A 12,711-nucleotide genomic window follows, 5' to 3' on the forward strand; every position below is an offset into this window, starting at 1 on the left:
TCGGAACCTAAGCGATGTTGAAATATCGCACCGAAATGAACGTATGAGTGGCGATGACAGGCACAGGTCTTGCATCGGCAACTTAACCTTACGGAACAAACGGGTAAGCTCCCATGGCAACTATTACAGGCACATCCAGCGGCGAATCAATCGAGGGTACTGCGGCAACGGACAGCATCATCGGTGGTGGTGGCAATGACACCATTACCGGTCTGGATGATGCCGATACCATTCGCGGTGGTGGCGAGGCCGACAGCATTGACGGCGGTCAGGGTAATGACAGCCTTGATGGCGGTACCGGGAACGATACGGTTCTCGGCAATACCGGTAATGACCTGATAAACGCTGATGCCGGTGATGATGTCATCGACAGCCTGACCATGGATGTCGGCAATGATACCGTTTATGGCGGCAGTGGCGCAGACACCATCTTTACCAGCAACGGCAATGATCTGGTGTTCGGCGAAACTGGTAATGACTCAATCATCATCGCCTATCAGGACACCATCTATGGCGGCGACGGGGCCGATACGATCACCGAGGTTGTCGGCGGTGCGGATAATTCGCTGATCTTCGGTGGCGCTGGTAATGACATCATCATCATGGCTGAGGATTCCGACACCATATTCGGTGAAGCGGGCGCTGACTCGATCATCGGCTCCAATGGCGGTGATATCATCTATGGCGGCGACGGTGTTACTTATACTGATGCTTTTGACGTTATCATCACGGCGGGGGATACGCTCGATGGTGCCGATGGCAATGACGTACTCTTCGGTGGTGCCGGGCGGGATACGCTGACCGGTGGCAATGATACCGATACATTTGCCGGTACCCTTTCAGAACTGAATGGCGATTTCATTACCGATTACGATGCCGGCGATCCGGACCTGTTCCTGCCTGCCGAGAAGATTGTGGTCACTGATCAGCCCGGCCTGACCATTGCCGATATTGATCTGACCCGCAGCGGTGGTGTGACCACCCTCATCATCAGCAAGGGCGGCATTACGAGCCGGGTAGACCTGCAGGGCGACTTCTCTGTCGATACTGTGGTTAATGGCGAGATTACCCTTGCTGGACCATCTAATATCCCGACTGAAAACTCCGATATTCTTGACGGCATTGCCGCTGCCGAGACCATCAATGGCGGCGGTGGCAACGACCTGATCTATGGTAATGGCGGCGCCGATATCATCAGTGCCGGCAATGGCAATGATGTTGCCTATGGCGGCGATGATGCCGACACCGTCAGCGGCGGTTCCGGCAATGATGTCCTCTTCGGTGATAACGCAGCCGATGCACTTTATGGCAATGAAGGCGCGGATACCCTGTACGGTGGATTGGGCACTGACATTCTCAATGGTGGAGCTGGCAATGACCTGCTCTATGGCGGGGATGATGTCGATACCCTGATCATTGACACCGGCGATACGGCCTATGGCGGTCTCGGCAATGATACATTCGAGGTCGATACCGTTATCACCAATGCCACGATCAGCGATTTTGCCATCGGTGATGTGATTGATCTGACGGTCTTCGGTCAGGAGCTCGAGGATTTCGATGATCTGAGCCTGACGGTTATTCCGGGCGCGGTGCAGATCACGGCTGGCAGCATGTTGCTGACATTGCCGTCAAGCAATCCGTCCGCACTGGCAACATCGATTGTCGCCAATGCCGAGACTACCTTTGTCTTCTCAACCGCCCCACCACCGAGCGGCGATCCGACCGAGGGTGACGATATCCTGACGGCTCCCGGTGGTGCGGACACCTTCTCCGGCGGTGGCGGTGCCGATTTCATTACCGGTTCCGCGATCGTTGACCATCTCTATGGTGGCGATGGCGAGGACACCATCAATGCTGGCGATGGCAATGACACCGTCTTCGGTGAGGAAGACAGCGACGATATCTCCGGCGACAATGACAATGACGTTCTCTACGGCAACACGGATGAGGATACCCTGCGTGGCGGTGACGGCCTCGACCATCTCTATGGTGGTCAGGATGATGATGATCTGCTGGGCGGTGCCGGTGCCGATACCCTGTTCGGTAACAAGGGTGATGACGAGCTGTTCGGTCAGGACGACGATGACGTGCTCTATGGCAATGAAGAGTTCGACACGCTTGATGGGGGGCTTGGTGCCGATACCCTGTTCGGCGGTCAGGGCAATGACCAGATCTTCGGCAATGTCGGTGCGGACAGCCTGCTCGGCAACAAGGGCGATGACACCCTTGATGGCGGTGACGGCAATGACGTGCTGATCGGCAATAGTGGCAATGACGTGCTGACCGGCGGTTTTGGTGGGGACATCTTTGTGCTCGACACCTTTGTCGGTGACACCGGAACCATTACCGATTTCAGTGCCTCTCAGGGTGACCTCATCAACAGCAATGGCATGGCCCTCAACAGCCTGTCCGAGATTGACGGCAATACCGTCCTTGATTTCGGCCTTGGTCGGGTTGTGACGATTGAGGGTGTCCTCGGCTTCGATACCTCCTTCATTGTCTAGCGCCGGGTAGAGATCGTATCTGCCGATGTATGGTGATGATGATGGCCGCCTGCCGACCCATGTGACGGTTTCGGCGGTCATCCGCCGTGCCGCCACTGATGGTGGTGCTGCCTATGTACTCCACAAGGGTGATGCCGAGCGCGGCATGGTGCTGGTCAAGCTGATCGGACGTGACCGGTCATGCCGTCTGCAGTTACAGCAGCGTGATCTTGATGGCCGGTTGCAATGGATGTCCGCGTTCCGTGATGAGTTCGTGCCCGAGGCAGAGGCCGATGCCTATATCGCGCGCAATCATGCGCGTGACCCGGATGTCTGGGCGGTGGAGGTCGAGGTGATCGACGCAGCCAGTCCCAATCCCTTTACGCTTCAGGATTAGCCGTAGCAGTATCTGCCGCTTCGGCGGCGGCTGTATCAGTCGCAACCTGTACTTCTGTCTCCGGGCGGCGCAGGTGCCAGGCGAAGATGCCGGCACCAATGGCAACACCGAGCAGATGCAGCCAGATCATGCTCGGCCACAGGCAGAGCGCGGCAGCAGCGAGCATCACAATGCGCTCGAGCGGATTGATCGCCCGCTCCATATGCCCGGAAATCGCGGCGGTGAAGTAATACAGGCCGAACAGCGCAAATATCGACACTGTAATCGCGGCAACCCAGTCCCCGGACAGGATCGGTGTATAGGCGAACAGCAGCGGCATGATGTAGAGGCCCTTGGCGATCTTCCATGAGGTCATGCCGGTGGCCATCGGCGGGGTCTTGGCAATCGCCGCCACGGTGAAGGCGGTGAGGCAGACCGGTGGGGTTACATTGCTGTCCTGACTGAGCCAGAAGATGATCAGATGCGCGGCCAGAAGGGCGGTCATGGCTACTGCCGGGTCAAGTGCTATATCGCGCACGGTGCTTTTGAGGTCGATCGGTATGCCGTCATAGAGCGCTGCCGCCTGGTCATAGGGCATGGGCTGGGCCAGCGCGGTGAGGGCATCTGGGATGCTGATCATCATGATTGTGCGCGCCTGTTCGGGCAACGTGCCGTCGGTAATCGCCTGTATCACCTGAACATCGGCGATCAGGTTGAACAGCGCCGGGGCCGACAGGGTACCGAGCACGATATAGGCGGCGGTGACCGGCAGGCCCATACCGAGCACGAGCGAGGCGAGGGCAATCAGCACAATAGCGATAATCAGGCTGTTCCCCGCCCATTCGGTAATCATCAGCGAGAAGGTGTTGCCGATCCCGGCGGTGGCAATGACGTTGACCACCAGCCCGACGGCACAGAGCAGGATTGCTGTCATCGCCATATTGCGGGCACCGAGTGCCATGGCCTCGATAATTGCTTTCGGCCCCATGCGGTTCGGGGTCAGCCATGATGAGGCGATGACCGCGAGGATGCTGATCCCGGCGGCATAGGTCGGGGTAAAGCCGACAATCAGCAGGGTGATCAGCACCGCGATCGGCAGCAGAAAGGCAAAACCACCCTGTTTGAACACGTCGAGGAAGCTGACCCCGGCATCTGCCGACGGGCGGACACCCGAGCGCTTGGCCTCGATCCGTACGAAAAAGCCGACCGAGGCAAAATACAGAATGGCAGGCAGCACAGAGGCGGCGACGATGGTGGTGTACGGGATCTGGGTGTAACTCGCCATGACGAAGGCGCCAGCGCCCATGATTGGCGGCATCAACTGACCACCGGTTGAGGCGGCGGCCTCGACCCCGGCGGCGAACTTGGCCGGGAAACCGGCCTTTTTCATCAGCGGAATAGTGATCACGCCGGTTGAGGCGGAATTGGCGACTGCCGAGCCTGAAATCGTGCCGGTCAGACCGGAGGCGATAACCGCCACAAGGCCAGGGCCACCGGTGGTACGCCCGGCCAGTGCCCGGGCCAGATCAATGACGAAGTCACCACCGCCCGAGCGCATCAGAAATGCGCCGAACAGAATGAACATGAAGACGAAGGTCGAGGAAATCAGCGCGATATTGCCGAAAATGCCGTCATCGCCAAAGATGCTGCGGAACAGGGCCGTCTCCAGCGACAGACCGGCGAAGTTGAAGACGCCGGGCACGAACTGACCCCAATAAACAATATAGGTGAGGGCCAGCACGATCAGGACCGGAATAATCCATCCGGTGGTGCGCCGGGTCAACTCAAGGGCGCTGGCGATCAGGATGAAACCGGCAACCCATTCGGCATCGGTCATGCGTACGCCGCGGGCATAGATCGCATCCTCCATCGCCACGAGATAGATCGCGGAGGCTGCAGCCGCCACGCCGATGGCAATGTCGAGAATAAAGGTCCAGTGCAGTTTACCGGCTTCCCGCTTTGCCTTGGATGTCGGGTAGATAAGCACGCAGAGCAGCGCAAAGCCCGCATAATGCAGGGCATTCTGCCAGAGGGTCGGCAGCAACGTGATTATATTGAAATAGATATGCAGGAGCGAGATGCCGACACCGAGAGCCATGATCAGCAGGCGCAGCTTGCCGGTTTCGGTGAAGCCGGGCATGCGGCTGTCCTCGACCGGTTCGGGGGCGGCCTCGACTGCTGGTTCGGTTTCAGCTGCGGCGGCGGGTTCGATCATCGACATGAGCGCGCTCGTCCATCAATACGGATTGGGAGATATGCGAAAACGGGGTCCTGTTGATGATGCAGGACCCCGGTTTTCAATGCCTTGGATTATCAGTCTGCTGATGTGCAGGGCTTATTCTGCAATCAGGCGATCCGGGATGTTGAGACCGGCTTCGCGGTAATAGCGCACGGCACCGGGGTGCAGTGGCATTGGCAGACCGGCAACCGCTTTGGAAATGTCCATCGCCTTGGTGGCGGCATGGATGGCATTCAGGAACGGCAGGTTCTCGTACATGGTCTTGGTGATCTTGTAGACGTCTTCCTCGGACATATCCGCGCGAACAGCGAGGAAGTTCGGCTGGGCGATTGTCACCACGTCTTCGTCAAGGCCCGGATAGGTGCCGCCCTTGATCAGGTATTCGGTCCAGAGGCCGAAACCGCCATCGGCTTCCTCGATCTGGTCTGGGGTGAAGGACAGCATGGTGATGTCATCACCCATGGCAGCAAATGCCTTGGTGACCGCACCGGTTGGCACACCGGCCGGGGTATTCATGCCAGCAACCTGACCGTTCTGCAGGGCATCGGCGCTCGGGCCATAGCCGACATAGACGAGGTCATAGGCTTCCTCGATATCAATACCGAGGTTTTTCAGGATGGCGGTGTTGGAACCGATGGTGCCGGAATTCTTGCTGCCGAACGCCATGCGCTCGCCCTCAAGGTCCCTGAGGTCGGCAATCGTGCCGGTCTTGGCCTTGTCGGCATCAACGACGAACTGTTCCACATTCTGCCAGAGCATGGAAACGGAGCGCAGGTCCTTTTGTGGGCCATCGGCCTCAACCGGGCCGACACCCTGCCACGCATAATAGCCGTAGAGGCCCTGCAGAATGGCAAACTGGACCTCGTTGTCGCGCAGCAGCTTCACATTCTCACCGGAACCGGCAGAGTTGATGGCCGACATGCCGATCTTTTCTTGTGGCTCGAGCTTGACCTTGATCAGGGTGGAGAGCGCGACGCCCACCGGATAATAGGTGCCGCCGGTAGAGGCGGTGGCGAGCAGATAGCTTCCCTCAGCCTTCGCGGTGGCCGGTGCCAGGGCGGTGCCCATGAGGGCGGTTGCGGCAACAAGAGCGGTGGCCGCAAGGCGGCGGGTAATTCGTGCAGTCATGTATTTCCTCCCGGTATGACAACGCTATGTACCCTTCATCGGCCAGAGCCGGTTCGGGGTGGTGGCAGCCATTGAGATTGGCGGCCTGAATTTTTCTTTATTTGTCGGTGCTTGGCACCAAACAACTTGCGGGTGTCACTATCCATAAACCGGGCCGGTTTGCCAAGGGCTATTCGCCAAAGTTTTCCCTTGGCGAAAATAGGCGGGATGACACGAGTGTCATTTACCCTGCCGATGGCAGTGCGCCAGCCTGACTGTCCGACAAGTCAGCGGTGTCACGCTGTTGTTCGGTATCGGATTTTTCAGCTGTCTTGGCAGCCGGGTCTGGATCGATCGGTAGGCCGGTGCGGTCCAGAACCGCATGGGCAACAGCGACCAGATGCGAGTGAATGCGGCGCAGATCGCGGATAATATCCAGATGCAGGCTCGAGCTTTCGATCGTGCTGGCATTGCCGGACACCAGACGACGCAGATGCGCATCATAGCTGCTGCGTTCCATCAGGCGCATATCGGCTTTACGCGCCAGCAGATCGCGGGCCAGATCAGGATCACGCGTGGTGAACACATTGATCGCGAGGTCAAGGCTGGCACAGAGGCTGGTATGGATATCCTCGATTTCCCGGATGCCCTGGGGTGAGAAGGAAATACCGTTCTCACGCTTCTTCTCGGCAAGGTCCATCAGGCTCTTGTCGATAATGTCACCGGCATGTTCCATATTGGTGACGAAGGTGATGATCTCCATCGCCCGTGCACTTTCCTGCGGGTCCAGATCCTCGAAGGCAATGCGGGTCACGAACAGCTTGATGCGGTCATAGAGCTGGTCCAGCGCATCATCGGCCTTGCGAATGCGTGAGATGACCATTCGGTCGTCGGCGCGGATGGCGACCATGCTCTGATGCATCATGATCGACAGCTGATCGGCCATACGCCGGGCTTCGCGGGTGGCGCCGGTAATGGCAACCGCGGGTGATTCCAGCGTGCGGTCATCAAGGTAGAGCGGCTTGCCGGGTGCCTGTTCCGCTTCCTTGTCCGGGATTATCCGCACCAGCATGCGGGCGACCACATTGCACCATGGCAGGGCAGCCAGCGACAGAACCAGATTGAAGGCGGTATGGAAATTCACCACCTGCCGGGCCGGGTCTGGGTCGGCGAGCGGGACATATTTTATGGCCAGCCCGATAAACGGGATCATCAGTACCACACCGATGATGCGGACAAACGCATTGGCAGCAGGCACGCGGCGACCGGCGGGCTCGTAGGAGGCGCTGGCGGCGATCGGGGCAATGACCCCGCCGAGATTGGCGCCGAGAACCAGCATGAAGGCGGCATCCAGCGGCAAGGCACCACCGGCGGCCATGGACATGACCAGCAGTACGGTCGCGAGGCTGGAATGCGCCATCCAGGTGATCCCGGCGGCGAGCAGAAGGCAAAGCAGGGGCTCGCCAGCCATGGCCTGAATGACCTCAAGCATCACCGGATGCGAACGCAGTGGATCGGTTGCCTGCATGATCAGGCGCAGGGCCAGCATCAGCAGGCCGAGACCAATGGCGATGCGGCCGAAATGGCGGCGCGGGTTATGGTCATTGCGGCTGTGGATGATATAGCCCGCGAGGATCAACAGCGGGGCCAGCCAGTGTACCTTGAACGACAGGAGCTGTGCGGCAAAGGTGGTGCCGACATCGGCACCCAGCATGATGGCGAGGCCGGCTGCGGTGGTTACCGCACCCTGACGGGCCAGTGAAGCCACGATGAGCGAGGTTGCGGTGCTGCTCTGCAGACCGCAGGTCACGAGAATGCCACTGATATAGGCGGTAATACGGTTATTTGAGGCAGCACCCACCACATCGTGCAGTTTGTTGCCAAAAGCGCGTGTCATACCGGTGCGGATCATGCGGATTGACCAGAGGATCAACGCAATGCCGCCCAGTAACCAGATCAGTGTCTCGGAACCGTTCATTTATCCTGCTATTCTGCGTTTTATTGTTCGTGTAACTAAATTGTAGTCACGATACTTGACTAAAAAATATCGTCTTTATGCGGTCAAAATCCCGGAAAACCCGAGAAATCAAGTCGCATTGATTGACTAAAATTCAGGATTACAGGGTTTTATGAATGTTACAAGATTATGACAAGCATTTTTTTCGTATGTTGCTGTTGAAACGCTGGCTGCTTTCATGAACGGCTTGTCGATAACAGCGCTGGATTGCCGAGGGATTTATCGCTAGAACCCGCAGTCATGAACGATATGACCAACCTGCCCGAACCAATCGCCAACCGCCGCACCTTTGCGATCATCTCGCACCCGGATGCCGGTAAGACGACGCTGACCGAGAAACTGCTGCAATTCGGTGGTGCGATCCAGCTCGCCGGTGCCGTGAAGGCGCGGGGCGAACAGCGCCGTGCGCGCTCGGACTGGATGAAGGTTGAGCGCGAGCGCGGTATCTCGGTCGCGTCCTCGGTCATGACCTATGAATATGCCGGTTGTACCTTCAACCTGCTCGATACGCCGGGTCACGAGGATTTCTCGGAAGACACCTACCGCACTCTGACCGCCGTCGACAGCGCGGTCATGGTGATCGATGCGGCCAAGGGCATCGAGCCGCAGACCCGCAAGCTGTTTGAAGTCTGCCGCCTGCGTGACGTGCCGATCATGACCTTCATCAACAAGATGGACCGGGAAGCCCGCGATCCGTTTGAGCTGATCGACCAGATCGAACAGGAACTCGCGCTGGATGCCACGCCGGCCTCATGGCCGATCGGCATGGGGCCGCTGTTCCGGGGCTGTTATGATCTGATCCATGACCAGCTGATCCTCATGGATCGCGGTGAGAAGAAAAAGGGCGGCACGGCGCTCGGCGGGTTCCGTGAGGCCTGCTCCGGCCTTGATGATCCGAAGCTGGAAGCCATGCTTGATGCCGATCAGCTCGACCAGCTTCGTGAGGAAGTGGAGATGGCGCGGGGGCTGATGCAGCCGCTCAGCGTGACCAGCTATCGCGAAGGCCATATGACGCCGATCTATTTCGGGTCGGCGGTCAATTCCTTCGGCGTACGCGAATTGCTCGACGGTCTGGTCAGCATGGCCCCGCCGCCGCGCCCGCAACCGGCGGAAGGCCGCTCGATCGCCCCGGATGAGAAGAAGGTCTCGGGCTTCGTGTTCAAGATTCAGGCGAATATGGACCCGAAACACCGGGATCGCATCGCCTTCATGCGTCTCTGCTCCGGCCATTTCAAACGCGGGATGAAGTTGAAGCACCCGCGTTCGGGCAAGCTGGTAAACATGCACAACCCGGTGCTGTTTCTGGCGCAGGACCGGGAACTGGCGGAAGAGGCGTTTCCGGGTGACATCATCGGCGTGCCGAACCACGGCAATCTGCGGATCGGCGATGCCCTGACCGAGGGCGAGGACATCAAGTTCACCGGCATCCCGAGCTTTGCGCCGGAACTGCTGCAACGGGTGCGTCCGGAAGATCCGATGAAGGCCAAGCATCTGGGCCGCGCCTTGCAGCAGATTGCAGAAGAGGGCGGTGCCCGAGTATTCAAGCCGCGCATGGACAGCGACTGGATTGTAGGTGTCGTCGGTTCGCTGCAATTCGACGTTCTCGCCGACCGGGTGCGCACCGAATACGACATTCCGGTGAAGTTCGAGCCGACCAGCCTCTACACGGCGCGTTGGGTTGAGGCCGATGACCATCAGAAGCTGAAGAAATTCGTCGACGCCCAGCCATCCGCAATTGCCGATGACCATGACGAACAGCCAGTGTTCATGGCGCGCAATGCCTGGCATCTCGAGGACACGACCAAGAATTGGCCCGATATCCGATTCCTGAAAACCCGGGGTTGAGCGGGTGGCGTTGCTGCCGGATCAGGCATGGGACGGTACGCCATTCGGCGGCGCCAAAATCGCTCTTGTGCAGGACGGATTGATCCTGACCTATCTGCGTGATGACAAGCCGGATATTCGCTTTCCCGGCCTCTGGGATTTGCCCGGTGGTGGCCGTGAAGGCGGCGAAACGCCCTTAGCCTGCGTTGCTCGGGAGTTGTTCGAGGAGTTCGGCATCCGTCTGGACCGCGACCGGCTGGTCGGCGTCAGGCGTTATCCGCCGTCGAAAACCACACCACTGCCGGTATTCTTCTATTGGGGTTACCTTGCGCCGGGACAGCTGGGGCAAATCCGGTTCGGTGATGAGGGCCAGCGCTGGTGCATGATGGTGGTGGATGAGTTTCTGGCACGCGCCGATGCGGTGAAACCGTTGCAGCAGCGGGTCAGGGATTGCCTGCCCGATTTTGAACTTTAGGTATGATCCGCCGGTCGGTCAGGACTGGCGGCCATAGGTGCCGTCAGGGTTCTTGCCGGCCGCTTCATTGGCCATGCGCACGGCCTGCTGCTCCATATAGGAGTTGAGCATGTGCAGCTTGCCGGAACGGATATACTGCCGTGCCGGATCAGAGCCGGATGGATCGGTGAACAGGTAGGATATTTCCGGCCCGGATGGCGTGATCGTCTGGTGGAATACAGCTGCCAGACCCTCGGCCACCAGATCCTGTGCCCGGGCACCGACCTCGGATTCTGCGACCTGAATGATCGACTGGATGCCCTTTTCAACCGACCCGGCGTGGAAGGTCGCGATGACCAGATGACCGGATGTGGCGGCACGGAGCATTTGCGCCGCTGCGGCACCGGAGCGGACTTCGCCGACGAGAATATAGCGCGGATGCCAGCGCAGGGCACGTTTCAGTGCCGGGGCCCATGCTTCCTCGTCATCCACCTCGACCTGAAAGCAATAGCCGCCATTGCCGCGTTCACCGTGGAGGTTGAACTCCACCGGATCTTCAATGGTCATGGCCACATGGCCGATGCGGTTCAGGTAATCGGCCAGCAGGGCGGTGGCAGTGGTTGATTTGCCTTGCCCGGTACCGCCACAGACAATGACCAGACCGTTGCGGCGGCCAAGGTCGCGCATTTTCGGCAGCAGGATCGGATCAATACGAAGCTTCTCAAGCGTCGGCACATCACCGGAAATCCGGCGCAGACAGACCCATTGTTCACCATTGGCCAGCGCTGCCTTCGATCCGCGATATCGGACATCATCATGGACGACGCTGAAATCTTCCTTGGGAATATGCTGGAGTCTTTCCCGAAGTGCGGAGAGGTCGCCGCGATACTCCTTGCCGACCGGAATATTGCCGGGCTCACCGAGGCGGACATTCTTGGGGTTGTATCGGGCCACGCCATGGTTATGCATCGGCACATACATATCGACGAACTCAAGGTCCTTGATCCGGCTGCGTATTGCCGTGGCATCCTGGGCGCTGGCCGGGCGCGAACTGGGTGCCTGTGGCCGCCCCTCACCTCTGGCCTGTCTTCTCTGGCCATCATCATCCGCGCCGGATGCTACAACATCGCGGGCCGATAAAACCTGTGCTCGCTGATGCTTTTTTGGTGGATATGGCCGGGGGGCAAGCCCTTCTTCCGGGTCACGCGCGGAGCTGGCGGAACCGGATGATTGCTGGGCGCGATTGGGCCGGATCGCATCCGGGCGCGGGCGCCCACTGCCATCGCGCATGGCGTTTCTCAGGGCTTTTGCGCCGGGAGCGCCCTCACCAGGCTTCTGTGGGCGCTGGCGTTGTTTTTCGTGCTGTTTGTCAGGGGGCGGCTGGCTGCGCTTTGCATCGCGTTTTGCAGCCTCCTCTTCACCAAGGGCCTGTTGCTCATCAGGTCTTCTGGATGCCGTTGAATTATCAGCGGACATGGTGGGAAATGCCACTCCTTAAGGCCTCTTGGCAGCGGATAACATGCCAGAGGAAACAGTTGGGCCAGCCGAAAGGTTCCGGCTGTTAGCAGTCAATCCGGATAAGCTAACCGATTTATCGGTAATAGACCATAAGCTCGTTGCGCAGCAGACAGGTTTTACCGGAACTGTCAGAAACTCAGGATGTTGCCTTGTTCGGCTTGCCGGTCGGCAGGCCGACACCGATGCCGCTCTCGACCGGCATGGTAAAGGCGATGCCGCGACCGGGCAGGTCGAGGGAGACGCGCTTGCGCAGGCTTTCATAGGCGGGCTCGCGCTGGCTCGAATCAATGACACTCAGAAAGACGATCTTTTCAGGGTTCACCCAGCGGTCGACTTTTTGCCAGACACCGGTGCCGGTACCGTGCAAACAGGTAAATGCCTTGATGTTTGCTGCTTCCAGCGCCTCACAGACATCAAGAAAGAAGTCTTTCTCAACAATCACGACGATCAGTGATTGGGACATTTTGGAACTCCACTTACCCTTGTTTTTATTAACCAATCTGAACCGCTTGAAGGCGCACGCGCAAGCTGAAGCGGGCGCATACTGGTGCCCACACTACTCTTTAACCAACGGATTCGGTGGAAATGCACTAACCAAGTATGATATTTTTCCAAAAGTGTCAGGTTTCGGGCACAGGCCAATGGGGCATCATCGACAATCCAATCTGCGGATCGAGGTGATTTTGGCTT

The 12,711-nt window shown here is 58.7% G+C and carries 9 protein-coding genes; 4 read left to right on the forward strand and 5 right to left on the reverse strand.

The annotated features are described in order from the left end of the window. Window positions 1-113 precede the first annotated feature (113 nt). A complete protein-coding gene (locus tag CBB62_02060; GenBank protein ID OUT41168.1) occupies window positions 114-2,507 on the forward strand; it encodes a hypothetical protein in 2,394 nt (797 codons plus the stop codon). Between the two features lie 25 nt (window positions 2,508-2,532). Next, the gene (locus CBB62_02065) at window positions 2,533-2,883 is read left to right on the forward strand and encodes a hypothetical protein (protein ID OUT41169.1); all 351 of its coding nucleotides are present in this window, start codon (window positions 2,533-2,535) and stop codon (window positions 2,881-2,883) included. On the opposite strand, the gene CBB62_02070 is transcribed toward CBB62_02065, so the two are convergent. From CBB62_02070 to CBB62_02080, 3 genes are all read right to left on the reverse strand, one after another. Continuing rightward, window positions 2,867-5,083 carry a C4-dicarboxylate ABC transporter permease gene (locus CBB62_02070; protein ID OUT41170.1) on the reverse strand — a complete coding sequence of 739 codons (2,217 nt, stop codon included), beginning with the start codon at window positions 5,081-5,083 and terminating at the stop codon, window positions 2,867-2,869. The two genes, CBB62_02065 and CBB62_02070, sit on opposite strands and share 17 nt — an antisense overlap. Window positions 5,084-5,197: 114 nt before the next feature. Continuing rightward, window positions 5,198-6,229 carry a C4-dicarboxylate ABC transporter substrate-binding protein gene (locus tag CBB62_02075; GenBank protein OUT41171.1) on the reverse strand — a complete coding sequence of 344 codons (1,032 nt, stop codon included), beginning with the start codon at window positions 6,227-6,229 and terminating at the stop codon, window positions 5,198-5,200. A 223-nt stretch (window positions 6,230-6,452) separates the two neighbouring features. Beyond that, window positions 6,453-8,186, reverse strand: coding sequence for a hypothetical protein (locus CBB62_02080; protein ID OUT41172.1), 1,734 nt, complete (start codon window positions 8,184-8,186; stop codon window positions 6,453-6,455). 288 nt (window positions 8,187-8,474) lie between these two features. Between CBB62_02080 and CBB62_02085 the strand changes: the two genes are divergently transcribed. Together CBB62_02085 and CBB62_02090 are read left to right on the forward strand one after the other, a co-directional pair. Then, the gene (locus tag CBB62_02085; protein ID OUT42592.1) at window positions 8,475-10,070 is read left to right on the forward strand and encodes a peptide chain release factor 3; all 1,596 of its coding nucleotides are present in this window, start codon (window positions 8,475-8,477) and stop codon (window positions 10,068-10,070) included. Between the two features lie 13 nt (window positions 10,071-10,083). Next, window positions 10,084-10,524 carry a hypothetical protein gene (locus tag CBB62_02090; protein OUT42593.1) on the forward strand — a complete coding sequence of 147 codons (441 nt, stop codon included), beginning with the start codon at window positions 10,084-10,086 and terminating at the stop codon, window positions 10,522-10,524. An 18-nt stretch (window positions 10,525-10,542) separates the two neighbouring features. Here CBB62_02090 and CBB62_02095 read toward each other — a convergent pair whose 3' ends face one another. Continuing rightward, window positions 10,543-11,979, reverse strand: a complete 1,437-nt coding sequence (locus tag CBB62_02095) for a hypothetical protein (protein OUT41173.1) — start codon at window positions 11,977-11,979, stop codon at window positions 10,543-10,545. 178 nt (window positions 11,980-12,157) lie between these two features. After that, window positions 12,158-12,484: a hypothetical protein gene (locus CBB62_02100; GenBank protein OUT41174.1), complete on the reverse strand. Its 327-nt coding sequence runs from the start codon at window positions 12,482-12,484 to the stop codon at window positions 12,158-12,160. Window positions 12,485-12,711 lie beyond the last annotated feature (227 nt).

The organism is Micavibrio sp. TMED2, assembly GCA_002168225.1.
Taxonomy (GTDB): domain Bacteria; phylum Pseudomonadota; class Alphaproteobacteria; order TMED2; family TMED2; genus TMED2.

Bases quoted from the DNA above. Each gene is read 5' to 3' on its own strand.
- CBB62_02060 (OUT41168.1), top strand. From the start codon at position 114: ATGGCAACTATTACAGGCACATCCAGCGGCGAATCAATCGAGGGTACT.
- CBB62_02065 (OUT41169.1), top strand. From the start codon at position 2,533: ATGTATGGTGATGATGATGGCCGCCTGCCGACCCATGTGACGGTTTCG.
- CBB62_02070 (OUT41170.1), bottom strand. From the start codon at position 5,083: ATGTCGATGATCGAACCCGCCGCCGCAGCTGAAACCGAACCAGCAGTC.
- CBB62_02075 (OUT41171.1), bottom strand. From the start codon at position 6,229: ATGACTGCACGAATTACCCGCCGCCTTGCGGCCACCGCTCTTGTTGCC.
- CBB62_02080 (OUT41172.1), bottom strand. From the start codon at position 8,186: ATGAACGGTTCCGAGACACTGATCTGGTTACTGGGCGGCATTGCGTTG.
- CBB62_02085 (OUT42592.1), top strand. From the start codon at position 8,475: ATGACCAACCTGCCCGAACCAATCGCCAACCGCCGCACCTTTGCGATC.
- CBB62_02095 (OUT41173.1), bottom strand. From the start codon at position 11,979: ATGTCCGCTGATAATTCAACGGCATCCAGAAGACCTGATGAGCAACAG.
- CBB62_02100 (OUT41174.1), bottom strand. From the start codon at position 12,484: ATGTCCCAATCACTGATCGTCGTGATTGTTGAGAAAGACTTCTTTCTT.